A 16,880-nucleotide genomic window follows, 5' to 3' on the forward strand; every position below is an offset into this window, starting at 1 on the left:
CGGTCGGGTCCGGCCGCCGCCCCGGCGGCCGGACCCGACGGACGAAGGCGGTGATCAGAGCGTGCGCAGCAGCACCGCCGGCTGCTCGACGCAGTCCGCCACGTACCGCAGGAAGCCGCCCGCCGTGCCGCCGTCGCACACCCGGTGGTCGAAGGTGAGCGAGAGCTGCACGACCTGCCGTACCGCCAGCTCGCCCCGGTGCACCCAGGGCTTGGGGACGATGCGGCCGACGCCGAGCATGGCGGCCTCGGGGTGGTTGATGATCGGCGTGGAGCCGTCGACACCGAACACGCCGTAGTTGTTGAGCGTGAAGGTGCCGCCGGTCAGCTGGCCGGGCGTCAGGGTGCCGGTGCGTGCAGCCTCGGTCAGCCGGGCGAACTCCGCGCCGAGCGACTCCGCGTTCCTGGTGTGCGCGTCCCGCACGACGGGGACGACCAGCCCTCGTTCCGTCTGGGCGGCGAACCCGAGGTGCACCTGCTCCAGCCGTACGACCTCGCGGGCCTCCATGTCGACCGTGGCGTTGAGCTCGGGGAATCGGGCCAGCGCGGAGGTGCAGATACGGGCGAGCAACGCCAGGAGGGAGATCTTCGGTCCTCCGGCGGCGTTCATGGCCGTGCGGGCGTTCATCAGCTCCGTCGCGTCGGCGTCCACCCAGCAGGTCGCGTCCGGGATCTCACGCCGGCTGCGGGAGAGCTTGTCGGCGACGGCGCCACGGATGCCACGGAGGGGGACACGGGTACCGGACACGGTGCCCGCGGGCACGGACCGCGAGTCCGGAGTCGCGGTCGGTGTGACGGTCACGGCCAGGGGTTCCTGGGCCGGAGCCGTGGCGGCCCGCAGCGCGTGCTCCACGTCCGCCCGCAGGATCAGGCCCTCGGGCCCCGATCCCCGCAGCTCCCGCAGGTCGAGCCCGTTCTCCCGGGCGAGACGGCGGACGAGCGGGGAGATGACGGGCACGGGCCCGTCCGGGCGCGCGGGGGAAGTAGCCGGGACCGCCGCCGTCCCGACGGAGTCGAGCGCCACCGTCGGCGCGGCCGGGCCCAGGGGCCGGATCGTCTCGCCCGGCCGCACCCGCCTGCGGCGTGCCGGGGCCGCACCGGTGCCGTAGCCGACCAGCACGTTGCCGGAGCCCTCGCTTCTGTCGGCGGTGCCCGTGCCCGGCGTACCGGCGGAACCTTCGGTGACCGGCGCTCCCACCGCCACGGTCAACAGCGGTGAGCCGACGGGCAGTTCCGTGCCCTCCTCGCCGAAGCGGGCGGTGACGACACCGCCGTAGGGGCAGGGGACCTCGACCATGGCCTTGGCCGTCTCGACCTCGACGACGGGCTGGTCGATCGCGACGACGTCGCCGACCTGGACGAGCCAGCGGACGATCTCGGCCTCGGTCAGTCCCTCGCCGAGGTCGGGCAGCTTGAACTCCAGCACCTGGGCCATCAGTTCTCCGCCTCCCACTGCAGGCGCCCCACGGCGTCCAGGATCCGGTCGACGCCGGGCAGATGGTGCCGTTCCAGCATCGGCGGCGGATACGGGATGTCGAACCCGGCGACGCGCAGCACGGGCGCCTCCAGGTGGTGGAAGCAGCGCTCGGTCACACGGGCCGCGATCTCGCCGCCCGGGCCGCCGTAGGAGCCGGACTCGTGCACGACCACCGCGCGTCCGGTCCGCCGTACCGACGCGGCGACCGTCTCGTCGTCGAAGGGCACCAGGGAGCGCAGGTCGACGACTTCGAGGTCCCAGCCCTCGGCGGTGGCCGCCTCGGCGGCCTCCAGGCAGACGGGCACGGACGGGCCGTAGGTGATGAGCGTGGCGCTGCGGCCCGTGCGGCGCACGACCGCGCGGCCGATCGGCTCGACGCTCTGCGGTTCCTCGGGGTTCCAGGTGTCCTTCGACCAGTACAGACGCTTGGGCTCCAGGAAGACCACCGGGTCGTCGGAGGCGATCGCGGCGCGCAGCAGCCCGTAGGCGTCGGCGACGGTGGCGGGCGTGACGACATGGAGGCCGGGGGTCGCCATGTAGTACGCCTCGGAGGAGTCGCTGTGGTGCTCGACGCCGCCGATGCCGCCGCCGTACGGGACGCGGATCGTGATCGGCAACGGCATGGCGCCGCGCGTGCGGTTGCGCATCCGCGCGACATGGCTGATGAGCTGCTCGAACGCCGGGTAGGCGAACGCGTCGAACTGCATCTCCACGACCGGCCGCAGCCCGTACATGGCCATGCCGACGGCCGTGCCGAGGATGCCCGCCTCGGCGAGCGGGGTATCGGTGACGCGGTCCTCGCCGAACTCCTTGGCGAGGCCGTCGGTGACCCGGAAGACACCGCCGAGGGTGCCGACGTCCTCTCCCATGACGTGCACGGTGGGGTCGGCGGTCATGGCGTCGCGCAGGGCGCGGGTGAGCGCCTGCGCCATGGTGGCGGGCTTGAGCGCGACGGTGGTCATCGGTGCGCCCCTTCTTCCTCCGCCGCCAGCTCGGCCCGCAGCAGGGCTTCCTGTTCGCGCAGTTGGGGGGTGGGTTCGGCGTACACATGGGCGAAGAGGTCCATGGGGTCGAGGACCGGGTCCTGGTTCATGCGCTCGCGCAGGTCGGCGGCCATCGCCTCGGCGGCGTCCCGGGCGGCCCGGATGCCGTCCTCGTCGAGGAGTCCGCGTTCGGTCAGCTCGTGCTCCAGGAGCGCGATCGGGTCGTGCGCGCGCCAGGTCTCGACCTCGGCGTCGCCCCGGTAGCGGGTGGCGTCGTCGGCGTTGGTGTGGGCGTCGATGCGGTACGTCACCGCCTCGACCAGCGTGGGTCCGCCGCCCGCGCGGGCGTGGGCCACGGCTTCGGCGAGCACCTGGTGCACGGCCGCCACGTCGTTGCCGTCGACCAGGCGGCCCGGCATCCCGTAGCCGACGGCCTTGTGGGCGAGCGACGGGGCGGCGGTCTGCTTGGCCAGCGGGACGGAGATCGCGAAGCCGTTGTTCTGGACGAGGAAGACCACCGGAGCCTGCCAGACGGCGGCGAAGTTGAGGGCCTCGTGGAAGTCGCCCTCGCTGGTGCCGCCGTCGCCGACCAGGGCGAGCGCCACCACGTCGTCGCCCTTGAGGCGGGCGGCGTGCGCGAGGCCCACGGCGTGCGGGAGCTGGGTGGCGAGGGGGGTGCACAGGGGCGCGACACGGTGCTCGTGCGGGTCGTAGCCGGTGTGCCAGTCGCCGCGCAGCAGGGTGAGCGCCTGGACGGGGTCGAGGCCGCGTGCGACGGCGGCGAGCGTGTCGCGGTAGCTCGGGAAGAGCCAGTCCCGCTCCTCGAGGACGAGCGCGGCGGCGACCTCGCAGGCCTCCTGGCCGGTGCTGGAGGGGTAGACGGCGAGCCTGCCCTGCTTGGTCAGGGCCGTGGCCTGGGTGTTGTAGCGGCGGCCGCGCACCAGCTCGGCGTAGAGCCGGCGCAGCAGCGCGGGATCGGCGTCGGCAGCCACGTCCGTGCCGAGCACGCGGTACGGCAGGGCGTCGGGCAGCAGCGGCGCGGGGTCCGTGCGGGGCTGCCAGGCGGGCGGCGGTGTCGGGCGGTACGCGCCCCGCTGCTCCATGACCGTCATACGGCACCTCCTCGTGGGAGTGGCTCAGGGACGCGGCACGGTTGTGACGCGTCTCACCTACCGATTGTTCGGTCGTTGGCGCATTTTGGCTACAGGCACCCTGAGGCTGTGGACAAACGGTTCTGCACAACCTCAAATGAACGCAGTACGTCCATGGCAGGGAGGCGGGGGCACATGGCACCTGAACAAATGGCCGAGCCGTCGGAGCACGGCCCGACACTGCCGCCCCCTCGCCCGCTGGACGCCATAGACCAGGACATCCTGCGCATGCTGCAGGCGGACGGCCGCGCCTCGATACGGTCGGTCGCCGAACGGGTCCACGTCTCCCGTGCCAACGCCTACGCGCGCATCAACCGCCTCATCGAGGACGGCGTGATCCGGGGCTTCGGGGCGCGCGTGAACCACGAGCGCGCCGGCAAGGGCACCTCGGCCTACATCACCCTCAAGATCGTGCAGAACTCCTGGCGCACGGTCCGCGACCAGCTGCGCCAGCTCGCCGGCGCCGCCCACATCGCGCTGGTGGGCGGCGACTACGACGTCCTGCTGCTGGTGCACACCTCGGACAACAGAGCCCTGCGCGAGGTCGTCCTCACCAAGCTGCAGGCCATCCCTGAGGTGCTCAGCACCCGGACGCTGCTGGTGTTCGAGGAGGAGGACGTGGAACCGGAGGGCTGAGCGGGCCCGAGGGCCGGGCGTCCCGCCGCACGGCACCCAGGCGCACGCGCTCACCGAGGAGCCCGCCGAGGGGCGCCCACCGAGGACGGCTCACCCCTGGGCGCGCAACCCCGAGAACACCAGGTGCGCCACGGCGTCGGACACTTCCCGCTCGCCCATGCCCCGCCCGTCCGGCCGGTACCACTCCACGATCGAGTTGATCATCCCGAAGACCAGCCGGGTCGCGAGCCGCACCTCCACGTCACCCCGGACGTCCCCGTCGGCCGCCGCCGCCTTCAGCAGTTCGGCGACCCGGTGGTCGAAGTCGCGGCGCCGCTCCAGCGCCCAGCGCTCGGTGTCGGTGTTGCCGCGCACCCGCAGCAACAGGGTCACGTAGGGGAGCTCGTTCATGAGCACCTCGACCATGCGCCGGACGACGTGCTCCAGGCGCTCCACCGCCCGCCCCTCGCGCGCCGGTTCCTCGTCGAGGATCCCGAAGAGGCCGTCCAGTGCCCGGCTGACGGCCCGGCGCAGCAACTCCTCCTTGCCGGTGACGTGGTGGTATATCGACGACTTGGAGATACCGGCCGCCCTGGACAGGTGCTCCATGGACGTGCCGTCGTAGCCGCGCTCGTTGAAGACCCGGACGGCGACGGACAACAGCGTCTCCGGGGTGTACGTGTCGCGCTTGGCGGTGGTCATGAGGAGGTGCCCTCCCGCTTGTCGGAGGCGTAGGCGTGGCGGTAGAGCGCCAGGGACGGCGCGTAGCGTCCGGACGGGTCGCGCAGGTGCAGATCGTCCAGGAGGGCGTACGCCCAGTTCCGGCCCAGCCTGCGGCTCCATTCGAAGGGCCCCATCGGGTAGTTGACGCCCAGCCGCATCGCCGTGTCGATGTCCTCCTTGGTGGCCACCCCCTTGGCGACGGCGTCGTGCGCGAGGTCGATGATCCGTGCCACCGTGCGGGCCACGATCATCCCGGGGGCGTCCCCGATGACGCTGACGTCCTTGCCGAGCGCCTGGAAGAGGCCTGTGGCCTCGGTGAGGGTCTGCGGTGAGGTGTCCTGGGAGGCGGAGAGCGCGATCCGGGTGGCTCTGCGGTAGTCGAGCGCCAGGTCGAAGTAGACGACGTCCCGGAACTCCACCGAAGTCTGTCCGTCGGCGAGGGCCAGCTGGCCGCCGCTCGGCAGGACGAGCCGGGTGCCGTGGTCCTCCTCGTCCTCACGGACGGGGATGCCCGCCTCCCGGATCAGGGTGAGCAGGTCGGAGGCGGGGCCGAGGTCGCCCTCGACGACGACGTACGCCGGCGCGGGCACCGGCTCGGCGGTGTGCGGCTCGGGGCGCTCGGCGCCGTCGGTGTGGTCGTACCAGCCCTGTCCCGTCTTGTTGCCGAGCCGGCCGGACTCGACGAGCCGTCGCTGGGCGAGCGAGGGCGTGAAGCGCACGTCCTGGAAGAACGCCTGCCAGACGGAGTGGGTGACGGACTCGTTGACGTCCTGCCCGATGAGGTCGGTCAGTTCGAAGGCGCCCATCCTGAAGCCGCCGCACTCCCGCAGGATCGCGTCGATGGTGACGGGCTCGGCGGCCTGCGCCTCGTAGACCGCGAAGGCCTCCGCATAGAACGGCCGTGCGATGCGGTTGACGATGAAGCCGGGGGTGTCCGCGCAGGCGACCGGCGTCTTGCCCCAGACGCGCGCCAGCTCGTACGCGCGCGTGGCCGAGGTGACGTCGGTGGCGAACCCGGAGACGACCTCGACGAGCGGCAGCAGCGGCGCGGGGTTGAAGAAGTGCAGGCCCACGAAGCGGCCCGGGTTGCGCAGGGCACCACCGATGGCCGTGACGGACAGGGAGGAGGTGTTGGTGGCGAGCAGGCAGTCCTCGCCGACGATGTCCTCCAGGGCGCGGAACAGCTCCTGTTTGACGTCCAGCCGCTCCAGGACGGCCTCGACGACCAGGCCGCAGTCCGCGAGGTCGGCGAGGTTCTCGGCGGCGTGCAGCCGGGCGCGCGCGGAGTCCCGGTCCGCGCCCGTCATGCGGTCCTTCGCGACGAGCCGGTCGAGCCGGGCGCCGATCGCCTCGGCAGCCTCCTGGGCACGACCGGGGGCGGAGTCGAACAGGCGTACGGGATGGCCGGCGACCAACGCGACCTGGGCGATGCCCTGGCCCATGGTGCCGGTGCCGACGACGGCCACGGGGCTGCTGAGGTCGAGTGCTGTCATGTGCGCGATCCTCCCGCACGGGGTTGTCCACAGATGCGGCGGACCCCCTTGTCCCGACCGATCGTTCGGTTACTCTAGCCGTGTCCGCCCGCCCGTCGCCCACCACCACCCTGCACGAGGCGCTTCGCGCCATCCCTCAAATTCATTCCTGCCCAGGTCAGAGCTCGATGAAGAGCCCCTGACGTGAGGAGTTGGTCAAGCATGGCCGCCGAACCGTCCGCGCACGCCCTGATCGCCCAGCACCGGCCCACCCTCGACCAGGCCCTGGAAGCGATCCGCACCCGCGCGTACTGGTCGCCCCACCCCGAGCACCCCAAGGCGTACGGCGAGAACGGCAGCCTGGGCATGGCCGACGGCAAGGCCGCCTTCGACGCCCTCCTCGGCACCCGTCTCGACCTCGGCCAGCCCGGCACCGACGACTGGGTGGGCGGCGAGACCTCCCCGTACGGCATCGAGCTGGGCGTCACCTACCCGCACGCGGACGTGGACACGCTGCTGCCCGCCATGAAGGCCGGGCAGCGCGCGTGGCGCGACGCGGGCGCGGAGGCGCGCGCGGCGGTGTGCCTGGAGATCCTCAAGCGCATCAGCGACCGCACCCACGAGTTCGCCCACGCCGTCATGCACACCAGCGGCCAGGCGTTCATGATGGCGTTCCAGGCCGGCGGCCCGCACGCCCAGGACCGTGGCCTGGAGGCGGTGGCCTACGCGTATGCGGAGCAGGTCCGCACCCCCGACGAGGCGGCGTGGAGCAAGCCCCAGGGCAAGCGCGACCCGCTCGCGCTCACCAAGAGCTTCAAGCCCGTCCCGCGCGGAATCGCCCTGGTCATCGGCTGCAACACCTTCCCCACGTGGAACGGCTACCCGGGCCTGTTCGCCTCCCTCGCCACCGGCAACGCGGTGCTCGTGAAGCCCCACCCGCGCGCGGTGCTGCCGCTCGCCCTCACGGTCCAGGTCGCCCGCGAGGTTCTCGCGGAGACCGGCTTCGACCCCAACCTGGTGGCGCTGGCCGCCGAACGCCCCGGCGAGGGCATCGCCAAGGACCTGGCGACCCGCCCCGAGATCCGCATCATCGACTACACGGGATCCACGTCCTTCGGCGACTGGCTGGAGGCCAACGCCCGCCAGGCTGAGGTCTACACGGAGAAGGCCGGCGTCAACACGGTGCTCGTCGACTCCACCGCCGACTACAAGGGCATGCTCTCCAACCTGGCCTTCTCCCTCTCCCTGTACAGCGGCCAGATGTGCACCACCCCGCAGAACCTGCTCATCCCCCGCGACGGCATCAGCACCGACGAGGGCGCCAAGTCCTACGACGAGGTCGTCACCGATCTCGCCAAGTCCGTCGGCGGCCTGCTGGGCGACGACGCGCGCGCGAACGCGCTGCTCGGCGCGATCGTGAACCCCGACGTCAAGGCCCGCCTCGAAGCGGCCGCCTCCCTCGGCGAAGTCGCGCTCCCCTCCCGGGAGATCACCCACCCCGAGTTCCCGGACGCGGTCGTCAGGACGCCGGTGATCGTGAAGCTCGACGGCGCGCGCAAGTACTGGGAGCGCACCGACGACGAGGCCGCGTACCTGAGCGAGTGCTTCGGGCCGGTGTCGTTCGCCGTCGCGGTGGACTCGGCGGCGGACGGGCTGGACCTGCTGCGCCGGACCATCGCCGAGAAGGGCGCGATGACCGTCGGCGCGTACACGACCTCCGACGAGGTGGCCGAGGCCGTCGAGGAGGTCTGCCTGGAGGAGTGCGCGCAGCTGTCGCTGAACCTCACGGGCGGGGTCTACGTCAACCAGACCGCGGCGTTCTCCGACTTCCACGGATCCGGTGGCAACCCGGCGGCGAACGCGGCCCTGTGCGACGGGGCGTTCGTCGCCAACCGGTTCCGGGTGGTCGAAGTGCGCCGTGAGGCGTAACGGATCACGCCGCTGAGCGCCCCTCAGGGAGCGCCCGACCCCGCGCTCCAGTGGTACAGCGTCATCGCCACGCTCGTCGCCAGGTTGTAGCTGGAGACCTGGGGACGCATCGGGAGCGACAGCAAGTGGTCTGCTCGGGAGCGCAGTTCGGTGGAGAGACCGCTGCGCTCGGAGCCGAAGGCGAGAACGGCGTCGTCCGGGAGCTTCAGCCCCCGGATGTCGTCGCCCTCGGGGTCGAGCGCGAAGAGGGGGCCCGGGGGCAGTTCGGCCACGCTCAGGCGCTCGACGGCGGTCGCGAAGTGCAGGCCCGCCCCGCCGCGCACCACTGTGGGGTGCCAGGGGTCCATGGTGCCCGTGGTGACCACACCGGTCGCGCCGAAGCCGGCCGCCAGGCGGATCACGGCCCCCGCGTTGCCCAGGTTGCGCGGGTTGTCGAGGACGACGACCGGGGCGGTGCGCGGCATGTGGGCCAGCGCCGCCAGATGGTCCTCGCGCGCGGGGCGCACGGCCAGGGCGGCGACGGCGGTGGGGTGCGGGCGCGCCACGAGGGTCCGATACGTCTCCTCCGGGACCTCCTGGAGGAGACCCGCGAGCCGGTCCCGTACGTCCGGGGCCAGGTCGTCGGCGAGGGCGAGCGCCGCCGCACGGTCGACGGTGACGGCCACCGGCACGTCGGCGCCGAAGCGCACGGCGTGCTTGAGGGCGTGAAAACCGTCGAGCAGGACGGCGGTGTCGACGAGACGACGCCAGGCCCGCACGGGGTCCCCGGCCGGGGAGGCGGGCGATGCGCTCGCCGAGGCATCGGCGGGACGTGCGGATGTTGAGCCGCTCACCGGGTCCACAGCGGGTCCCGCCACCGGTCCGGCCGCCGCTCCGCCCCCAGGCTCGCCCGCCGCTACGCCCTCAGGCTCGCCCGCCGCTTCGCTCGCAGGTCCGTCGGCCTCTTCGCCCCCTGGCGCGCTCACCGGATCGTTCATGCGGTGAAGCCTACGGGGGGCTGCTCGGCCGTCCCCTTCTCCTGCTTCTCCTGGGGGAGCGGAGATTGCTCTGGGGCGCGCGGGCCCGGGATCGTCGGGTCGGCGCCCGGCGGCACACGGCGCAGGACGCGGTCACGCGCGCGGGCCACCAGGCCACCCAGGCGTTTAAGGAAGGGCGTCGGCAGAAAAACGGCGTCGGCGGCGATCATCGCAAGCGAGAAGAACGGCAGCCCCAGCACGACGGCGATCACGGCGTGCTCGGTCATCATGACCGCCAGCAGGACGTTCTTGACCCGCCTGTTGAAGAGCGTGAACGGGAAGGCGACCTGCACGATCACCGTCCCGTACGTCACCAGCATCACCATCGTGCCGCTGGACGACATCAGGTCGGAGAGCGCGGCCCAGGGCGAGAAGTAGTCCAGGTGGAACGGGTAGTAGGCGGCCGTGCCGTCCTGCCAGCGCGAGCCCTGGATCTTGTACCAGCCGGCCGCCGCGTAGATCAGACATGCCTCGGCCATGATCACGACCAGGGCGGCGTTGTGCGAGAGATTGCCGACGATGTCGAGCAGCGCACGCGGCTTGGTGTCCGACTCGACGCGCCCGGCGACCCACCACAGCCCGTGCACCGCCCACAGGCCCCAGAAGAAAGTGAGCCAGCCGCCCAGCAGGCCCCCGGGGATCAGGCCGCCGAACGTCGCCACCAGCAGCGCGAAACCGAGGACACACCAGAGAACGGGCCCGACCAGATCCTCCTGCGCCCTGCCGTCGCGCTCCAGGCGCTCGCACGTGCGCCGTGCGCGCCGTGCGTCCAGCGACCAGACCTGGGCGCAGCGGACGAAGACGAGGTAGATCGCCATGAGGTGGATGACGTTGTCGCCGCCGTCCCCCATGAAGACGCTGCGGTTCTGCAGCGAGAGCACGCCCACCATGAACAGGACGCTCACGGCGCGGGTGCGCCAGCCGAGCAGCAGCAGGAAGGTCGACAGGACGGCAAGGGCGTAGACGATCTCGAACCACACCATGCTGTCGGACCACATCAGCACCGTGAAGGCGTTGTTGTCCGCGATCAGCCGCTGGGCCAGCTCGAAGCTCCAGGGCCCTTCGGGGCCGTACAGCTCGCGCCGGTGCGGGAACTCGCGCAACAGGAACAGCAGCCAGGTCGCCGAGAAGCCGATCCGGATGATCGCGCTCTGGTACGGGCCCAGCGCGCGATCGGTGACACGGGTGATGCCGTTGCCGATCGCGGCGACGAGGCGTCCCACGGGGCTCACCGGCGGAACCGGGTGGGGCGGGCTCATGGAGCTCATCCGGCGCTCGCCTCCGTCCGACCGGTGACGGCACGGTCGGCACCGGCCGCGTCGGCGGCGGCGTCCGTCCGGTCGTCGCCAGTCACCGACCACCAGGGCAACTCGCGGACGACGGGCTTGTCGGACACCTTTTCCTCGCTCCACTCGGGCGGCTGCACATTGGTGGTACGGGACCGGAGCTGGATGCGCTCGATCTGTCCGCCGGGGCCGCCGGCCTGCTCACGGTCGAGGCGCATCACGACGATGCGGCGCACATAGCGCTCGGACAGATCACCGCGCGACGAGGTGGCGCGGTGCTCGCCGTCATGCGTGGCGGTGTAGAAGTCCCAGGCCCGGCGCAGTTCGTTCTGCTGGGTGTGGCTGGGCACCGGATTGTGGTCGATCGCGGCGCCGTCGAGCGCCGACAGGTCGTACCAGCCGGTGGTCCGCACCTCACCGTCGGCCGTGCGGACCTCGGCGCGCGCCTCCACCGCGATGTTCTGCTGCAGCGGGTTCGGCGCGAACAGCTTCCAGTTCTGCTCGAACTCCGGGTAGACCCATTCGTCGACCGCTTGGCCGTGCTGCTTCGTCAGTGTGTTCGAGGGGGCTATGTGCAGAAACACCAGCCCGAGATGCGCGCAGGTCGCCACCGCCACGATCGCGAGCACCAGCGCCACGGCGATCTGGTACGGCAGGGTCAGCGCGGCGATACCGGAGGCCGGCTGCGCCGGCTCTGCTATCCGCTCCGGCCGCGAGGGGGAGGACGCCTCCGACGGCGACCCCACGAGCGGCTCCGAGGACTCGGACGGGTGCGGCGACCGCGTCGCTGCCTCACGGGGCGGCTGGCTCTTCGGCCCCTTCGGCGGCGTATCGCGCACGGAGGCCGCGTCGTCCTCGGGCTCGTCCGGCCCTCGCCGGGCGTTCGAGCCCTCGTCGTTCGCGTCCATTGCGCCCAGCTCCCCGATTTCCACTACCCGGTCGACTTCCCCACCGGAACTTACTCAGCCGCGTTCCTCCGGCACAGCCCCGATGGCCACAGCAGTCACATCGTCACACCGCTCACACGGCACCCCTGAGGTTATCCACAGCGGGGGACACCTTACGGCGCGGTGTGGTCCGCTTCTCTCCCGAAAACCGCTGCGCCCGCGCTGCCGCTCGTCGGACCAGGCGTTCGTCACCCGGCCGTCGCCCGAGCGCCGCCACACCATTCCCTTCTTCTAGAACCTGTTCTATCTTGACGCCCCGTCATCGGCGACACGGAAGGGGCGGGACCGTGGACTTCACGTTCACCGAGGAGCAGCAGGCGGCGGCCGAGGCGGCGAGGGCGGTGTTCGCCGGGGTCGCGCCGGACGAAGTGCCCAGCCCGTCGCTCGTGCCGGGGGCGGTCGCCGACGACTTCGACCGGGCCCTGTGGGCGAAGCTCGCCGACGCTGACCTGCTCAGCCTGTTGCTCGATCCCGCGTACAGAGGGTCGGGGCTCGATCCGATCGCCCTCTGCCTGGTGCTGCGCGAGTCGTCGAAGGTGCTGGCCAGGGTCCCTCTGCTGGAGAGCAGCGCGGCCGCCGTGGCCGTGCAGGCCCACGGCGACGAGGAGCTGAAGGCGGAACTGCTCGCGCGCGTCGGCCGGGGAGAGGTCGTCCTGACCGTCGCCGCGCACGGCCGCACCGGACACGATCCGGCCGAGCTCGCCGTGACCGCCCGCCGGGACGAAGGCGGCGCCTGGGTTCTGGACGGCACACAGACGGCGGTGCCCTGGGCCCACAACGCGGACTTCATCGTCGTCCCCGCGACGGTCGCACCGACGTCGGTGGCCCCCGGCGCCTCCGCCGAGCGAGCCGACGGGGCAGCCGAGGCCGGGGCCGCCGAACAGGACCCGGTCGCCGCCGAAGACGGCCGGGCAGTGCTCGCCCTCGTCCCCCGCCTCCACGCAGGGGTGACGCTCGCTGAGCAGATCTCCACCACCGGCGAACGGCTCGCGGAACTGCGACTGGATTCGACGCGGATCGCCGACCGCAACGTCCTCGACGCGGAAGGCGCGTGGGAACGGCTACGGGACCTGCTGGTCACCGGCACCTGCGCACTGGCGCTCGGCCTGGGTGAGGGTGTCCTGGGCATGACCAGCGACTACGCCGGCAAACGCGAACAGTTCGGCTTCCCGATCGCCTCGTTCCAGGCCGTCGCTGTCCAGGCCGCCGACCGCTTCATCGACCTGCGCGCGATGGAGGCGACGCTGTGGCAGGCCGCCTGGCGCATCACCTCCGGCGCGGCAGGTGCGCTGCCCGCCTCCGGAGACGTGGCCGTGGCCAAGATCTGGGCCTCGGAAGGAGTACGGCGGGTCGTGCAGACCGCGCAGCATCTGCACGGGGGCTTCGGCGCCGACGTCGACTATCCCCTGCACCGCTACCACGCCTGGGCCAAGCATCTCGAACTGTCGCTCGGTCCTGCGGCGGCCCACGAGGAGGCCCTCGGGGACCTGCTGGCGGCACACCCCCTCGGCTGAGCACCGCGCACGCCTCGACGCGGGGCGCGCCCGTCCGATCCGTTCGTCCTCCGCGCGCCCCGAACCGCCACGCCCCCCACAGGCCCTGTCGTCACATTCCCGTCGTCGCCCGAAGGGCGGCCCCGCGGCGTCGTGGGGGTACCTCCCGGTCGAGCGCAGCCGAGACCGGGGGAGCGTGCTCTCGGCGTGCCGGGCACTGACCGGCGTACCGGACGTACTCGGGTCAGTGCCCGGTGCGTCGAGAGCGCGCGCATGGCGTCGCGGGGCAGGCGGGAATGTGACGCCAGGGCCTAGAGAACGAAGCCCGCCCCGCCCTTGTCATCCACCACGGGACGACCGGCGGCAGCCCAGACCTGCATGCCGCCGTCGACGTTCACGGCGTCGATGCCCTGCTGGACAAGATAGTTGGTGACCTGCGCCGAACGTCCGCCCGAGCGGCAGATCACATGGACCCTGCCGTCCTGCGGCGCCGCCTCGGTGAGCTCGCCGTAGCGCGCCACGAACTCACTGATGGGAATGTGCAGCGCCCCTTCGGCATGACCCGCCTGCCACTCGTCGTCCTCCCGGACGTCCAGCAGGAAGTCGTCGTCCTTGAGGTCTGTGACCTCGACCGTGGGCACACCCGCTCCGAAATGCATGCGTCCGACGCTACCCGACCGAACGGCCGCCGTCCGAAGCCGTCGGCAACCGAGCGGACCAGCGGACCGACTCAGCAGCCCAAGCCGCCTCAGCCACCCTGCCGGTCCTGGCCTCCCTGACCGTCTTGCTCCCCCTGACCGTCCCGGCCACTGTCGACGTCCTGGCCGACCAGCCCCGCCAGCTCCGCCTCCCGCTGCTCGACCTCCGCGAGCAGCTGGTCGGCGATCTCGTCGAGGAGGCGGTCCGGGTCGTCCGGCGCGAGGCGGAGCATCGAGCCGATGGCGCCCTCCTCCAGCTCACGGGCGAGGAGCGCGAGAAGCTCCTTGCGCTGGGCGAGCCATTCCAGCCGTGCGTACAGCTCCTCGGCGCGACTCGGCCTCTGCTCCTGAGGCACTGGCCCGGCCGCCCACTCCTCTGACAGCTCCCGCAGCAGCACCTCGTCACCACGGCCGTAGGCGGCGTTCACCCGGGCGATGAACTCGTCCCGCCGCTCCCGCTCCTTGTCGTCCCGCGCCAGGTCGGGGTGCGCCTTGCGCACCAGTTCGCGGTAGAGCCTGCGGGCCTCGTCGCTCGGGCGGACCCGCTCCGGGGGCCGCACGGGCTGGTCGGTGAGCATGGCCGCCGCCTCGGGGAACAACCCCTCCGAGTCCATCCAGCCGTGGAACAACTCCTCCACGCCCGGCATGGGCATGACCCGAGCGCGCGCTTCCTGCGCCTTGCGCACGTCCTCGGGGTCACCGGTGCGCGCCGCCTTCGCCTCGGCGATCTGGGCGTCCAGCTCGTCGAGCCGCGCGTACATGGGGCCGAGCTTCTGATGATGCAACCGGGAGAAGTTCTCGACTTCCACCCGGAAGGTCTCCACGGCGATCTCGTACTCGATCAACGCCTGCTCGGCCGCCCGCACGGCCCGCTCCAGCCGCTCCTCGGGCCGCCCGGTGCCCACCTCCCCGGCGTCCCCCTGACCATCGGCGGATGCCGCGTCGGACACCGACGTCTCGGCAGGCCCCGACGTCCGGGCAGACGCGTCGCCCTCGGCGGACGGCGTCGCTCCGCCGGGCTCGGCGCCCGCGCCGGGCTCCGTGGTCTCCACGGGCTCGGTGGAGCGCTCGGACGGTGTCTGGTCGGCTTCCGGGGTCGTCACCCGACCCAGCCTAGGCCACGGCCCCAGGCCGAACCGCAAGCCACCGGACACCTGGCCATCGCGCATACCTACGAATGCCCGACCACCCCAGGTCGCTCTGTCCGTCGACCCTCATCACCCAGGCTGCCCTGTTCGTCCACCCTCATCGGCCCAGGCCACTCTTCCCGTCCGCCTCCATCACCCAAGGCAGCCCCGACCCTCCCGCCGCCATCACGCCTGACCGCCCCGTCCCCCTCGCCCCGCACCTCGGGGTCCGTCGTGATCCGTCCTGCCCTCAGACCCCCGACTCCGCCGCGATCCGCCCGGCCCGCACCGCCGCCACCAGGTCCGAGTGATCCGCCTCCGTGCGGTCCGCGTAGGTGACGGCGAACGTGGCCGTCGCCTCGTCGAATTCGTCGTTCTTGCCGCAGTAGCCGGCCAGCAGGCGGGGGTTGGCGCTGTGGGCGTGGGCGCGGGCGAGGAGGGCGCCGGTCATGCGGCCGTAGTCGTCGATCTGGTCGGCGGCCAGGGCGGCGGGGTCGACACTGCCCTTGCGGTTGCGGAACTGGCGCACCTGGAAGGGGAGTCCGTCGACCGTCGTCCAGCCCAGCAGTATGTCGCTGACGACCTGCATCCGCTTCTGCCCGAGGACCACCCGGCGCCCCTCGTGATCCACCTCCGGCAGCTCGAAGCCGGCCGTCACGAGGTGCGGCTCCAGAGCCGACGGGCGGGCCTCCTTCACCTGGAGAACAAGGGCTTCACCACGGTGGTCCAGGAGCAGGACGACGTACGAACGGGTGCCCACACTGCCGGTGCCCACCACGCGGAACGCCACGTCCTGCACGGCGTACCGGGCGAGCAGCGGATGGCGGTCCTCCGAGAGCGTGGTCAGGTACTGCGTCAGGGAGGTGGCCACGACGGCTGCCTCCTTGTCGTCCACACGGCGCAGCACCGGCGGGGCGTCGACGAAGTGGCGGCCACCGCCCTCCACCTGCCGGGTCGACTTGGCCGCGAAGCGGCCGCTGGTGTTGGCGCGCGCCTTCTCCGCCACCCGCTCCAGTGTGCCCAGCAGGTCGTGGGCGTCGGTGTGGGAGACCAGTTCCTCGTCGGCGATGGCGTTCCACGCGTCGAGCGCCGGAAGCTTGGCGAGGAGCCTCATGGTGCGCCGGTAGGCGCCCGTCGCGTCGTACGCCGCCTTGCGGCAGACGTCCTCGTCGGCGCCCGCCTCCCGGCCGGCGAGCACCAGCGAGGCGGCGAGGCGCTTGAGGTCCCACTCCCACGGGCCGTGCACGGTCTCGTCGAAGTCGTTGAGGTCGATGACGAGCTCCCCGCGGGCATCGCCGTACAGGCCGAAGTTGGCCGCGTGGGCGTCCCCGCAGATCTGCGCGCCGATGCCGGTGATGGGCGTATGGGCCAGGTCATGGGCCATGAGGCCCGCCGAGCCTCGCAGGAACGCGAAGGGGGTGGCCGCCATCCTGCCGACTCGTATCGGGGTGAGCTCAGGGATCCGGCCCCGGTTGGACTCCTCGACCGCCGACACCGCGTCCGGCCGGTCGGTGGTGAGCGTCAGGTCGGCGTGTGCGCTGCGGGGCACCCGGGTGCGCAGCGCCTTGCCCTCGTCCTTCGGCGACCCCACCGCGGGCCACCGGGCGAACCCCGTCACCGCCGGCACCCGCGCGCCGGCGGAACGCGCCACCGTCGCCGCCCCGATCCCCCCGGACTCCGCCGACCCCGGCTCGGCTCCCGCACCCGCCGCCATCGCACCGACCTCGGTCACAGCGACCGCCTCCCCCGCACACGTCCACGCACGAACATCAACTCGTGACGACGGTACAGCCGGTGGCCGAAACGCGTCAGGCCCTGTGGACAACTCCGCGTCCCACCCGTCCACACCTGTGGATAACCGGCTGGAAGGATGGAACGACCTCCGCGCCACCACCGGCGAAGACCGGAAGCCTGCCTGACCGCCTCGCCGCCCAGGTCCGCCAGAGAACGCGAGCGGCGGCCGC

At 72.2% G+C, this 16,880-nt stretch carries 14 protein-coding genes; 3 read left to right on the forward strand and 11 right to left on the reverse strand.

The window, feature by feature from the left end; all coding sequences use genetic code 11:
- Positions 1-54: 54 nt before the first annotated feature.
- From P8T65_RS22815 to pdhA, 3 genes are read right to left on the reverse strand one after another with little or no spacing between them, the layout of a single operon-like run.
- Entirely contained in the window at positions 55-1,434 is a 1,380-nt protein-coding gene (locus P8T65_RS22815; protein ID WP_316727140.1) for a dihydrolipoamide acetyltransferase family protein, read from the reverse strand.
- Positions 1,434-2,438 carry an alpha-ketoacid dehydrogenase subunit beta gene (locus tag P8T65_RS22820; RefSeq protein WP_217185198.1) on the reverse strand — a complete coding sequence of 335 codons (1,005 nt, stop codon included), beginning with the start codon at positions 2,436-2,438 and terminating at the stop codon, positions 1,434-1,436. Before P8T65_RS22820 ends, P8T65_RS22815 begins: the two co-directional genes overlap by 1 nt.
- Entirely contained in the window at positions 2,435-3,571 is a 1,137-nt protein-coding gene (gene pdhA, locus P8T65_RS22825; RefSeq protein ID WP_316727141.1) for a pyruvate dehydrogenase (acetyl-transferring) E1 component subunit alpha, read from the reverse strand. The genes P8T65_RS22820 and pdhA overlap by 4 nt, the downstream gene beginning before the upstream one ends.
- A gap of 189 nt (positions 3,572-3,760) precedes the next feature.
- Here pdhA and P8T65_RS22830 point away from each other — a divergent pair, with 189 nt between their 5' ends.
- Positions 3,761-4,246: an Lrp/AsnC family transcriptional regulator gene (locus P8T65_RS22830; protein WP_316731673.1), complete on the forward strand. Its 486-nt coding sequence runs from the start codon at positions 3,761-3,763 to the stop codon at positions 4,244-4,246.
- 90 nt (positions 4,247-4,336) lie between these two features.
- Here P8T65_RS22830 and P8T65_RS22835 read toward each other — a convergent pair whose 3' ends face one another.
- Both P8T65_RS22835 and P8T65_RS22840 read right to left on the reverse strand, forming a co-directional pair.
- Positions 4,337-4,927, reverse strand: a complete 591-nt coding sequence (locus P8T65_RS22835) for a TetR/AcrR family transcriptional regulator (protein ID WP_230215480.1) — start codon at positions 4,925-4,927, stop codon at positions 4,337-4,339.
- Positions 4,924-6,441 carry a 3-hydroxyacyl-CoA dehydrogenase gene (locus tag P8T65_RS22840; RefSeq protein ID WP_316727142.1) on the reverse strand — a complete coding sequence of 506 codons (1,518 nt, stop codon included), beginning with the start codon at positions 6,439-6,441 and terminating at the stop codon, positions 4,924-4,926. Before P8T65_RS22840 ends, P8T65_RS22835 begins: the two co-directional genes overlap by 4 nt.
- Before the next feature lie 201 nt (positions 6,442-6,642).
- Between P8T65_RS22840 and paaN the strand changes: the two genes are divergently transcribed.
- Entirely contained in the window at positions 6,643-8,349 is a 1,707-nt protein-coding gene (gene paaN, locus P8T65_RS22845; protein WP_316727143.1) for a phenylacetic acid degradation protein PaaN, read from the forward strand.
- 23 nt (positions 8,350-8,372) lie between these two features.
- Here paaN and P8T65_RS22850 read toward each other — a convergent pair whose 3' ends face one another.
- From P8T65_RS22850 to P8T65_RS22860, 3 genes are all read right to left on the reverse strand, one after another.
- On the reverse strand, positions 8,373-9,107 hold the full coding sequence (locus P8T65_RS22850) for a TrmH family RNA methyltransferase (protein ID WP_316731674.1): 735 nt from the start codon (positions 9,105-9,107) through the stop codon (positions 8,373-8,375).
- A 215-nt stretch (positions 9,108-9,322) separates the two neighbouring features.
- On the reverse strand, positions 9,323-10,624 hold the full coding sequence (locus tag P8T65_RS22855) for an HTTM domain-containing protein (protein ID WP_316731675.1): 1,302 nt from the start codon (positions 10,622-10,624) through the stop codon (positions 9,323-9,325).
- A gap of 5 nt (positions 10,625-10,629) precedes the next feature.
- On the reverse strand, positions 10,630-11,559 hold the full coding sequence (locus P8T65_RS22860) for a DUF5819 family protein (RefSeq protein WP_316727144.1): 930 nt from the start codon (positions 11,557-11,559) through the stop codon (positions 10,630-10,632).
- A 326-nt stretch (positions 11,560-11,885) separates the two neighbouring features.
- Between P8T65_RS22860 and P8T65_RS22865 the strand changes: the two genes are divergently transcribed.
- Positions 11,886-13,112, forward strand: coding sequence for an acyl-CoA dehydrogenase (locus tag P8T65_RS22865; protein ID WP_316727145.1), 1,227 nt, complete (start codon positions 11,886-11,888; stop codon positions 13,110-13,112).
- Between the two features lie 290 nt (positions 13,113-13,402).
- Here P8T65_RS22865 and P8T65_RS22870 read toward each other — a convergent pair whose 3' ends face one another.
- The 3 genes from P8T65_RS22870 to P8T65_RS22880 all read right to left on the reverse strand — a co-directional run bounded on the left by P8T65_RS22870 (position 13,403) and on the right by P8T65_RS22880 (position 16,630).
- Positions 13,403-13,732: a rhodanese-like domain-containing protein gene (locus tag P8T65_RS22870; RefSeq protein WP_230215576.1), complete on the reverse strand. Its 330-nt coding sequence runs from the start codon at positions 13,730-13,732 to the stop codon at positions 13,403-13,405.
- A 107-nt stretch (positions 13,733-13,839) separates the two neighbouring features.
- A complete protein-coding gene (locus P8T65_RS22875; RefSeq protein ID WP_316727146.1) occupies positions 13,840-14,892 on the reverse strand; it encodes a J domain-containing protein in 1,053 nt (350 codons plus the stop codon).
- Positions 14,893-15,166: 274 nt separating this feature from the next.
- Complete coding sequence (locus P8T65_RS22880; protein ID WP_316731676.1) at positions 15,167-16,630, reverse strand: DUF2252 domain-containing protein; 1,464 nt, start codon at positions 16,628-16,630, stop codon at positions 15,167-15,169.
- Positions 16,631-16,880 lie beyond the last annotated feature (250 nt).

The organism is Streptomyces sp. 11x1, from assembly GCF_032598905.1.
In the GTDB taxonomy this organism is placed as follows: domain Bacteria; phylum Actinomycetota; class Actinomycetes; order Streptomycetales; family Streptomycetaceae; genus Streptomyces.

Excerpts from the sequence above, each read along its gene's own strand:
- P8T65_RS22815 (WP_316727140.1), bottom strand. The coding sequence starts at position 1,434 with ATGGCCCAGGTGCTGGAGTTCAAGCTGCCCGACCTCGGCGAGGGACTG.
- P8T65_RS22820 (WP_217185198.1), bottom strand. The coding sequence starts at position 2,438 with ATGACCACCGTCGCGCTCAAGCCCGCCACCATGGCGCAGGCGCTCACC.
- pdhA (WP_316727141.1), bottom strand. The coding sequence starts at position 3,571 with ATGACGGTCATGGAGCAGCGGGGCGCGTACCGCCCGACACCGCCGCCC.
- P8T65_RS22830 (WP_316731673.1), top strand. The coding sequence starts at position 3,761 with ATGGCCGAGCCGTCGGAGCACGGCCCGACACTGCCGCCCCCTCGCCCG.
- P8T65_RS22835 (WP_230215480.1), bottom strand. The coding sequence starts at position 4,927 with ATGACCACCGCCAAGCGCGACACGTACACCCCGGAGACGCTGTTGTCC.
- P8T65_RS22840 (WP_316727142.1), bottom strand. The coding sequence starts at position 6,441 with ATGACAGCACTCGACCTCAGCAGCCCCGTGGCCGTCGTCGGCACCGGC.
- paaN (WP_316727143.1), top strand. The coding sequence starts at position 6,643 with ATGGCCGCCGAACCGTCCGCGCACGCCCTGATCGCCCAGCACCGGCCC.
- P8T65_RS22855 (WP_316731675.1), bottom strand. The coding sequence starts at position 10,624 with ATGAGCCCGCCCCACCCGGTTCCGCCGGTGAGCCCCGTGGGACGCCTC.
- P8T65_RS22860 (WP_316727144.1), bottom strand. The coding sequence starts at position 11,559 with ATGGACGCGAACGACGAGGGCTCGAACGCCCGGCGAGGGCCGGACGAG.
- P8T65_RS22880 (WP_316731676.1), bottom strand. The coding sequence starts at position 16,630 with ATGGCGGCGGGTGCGGGAGCCGAGCCGGGGTCGGCGGAGTCCGGGGGG.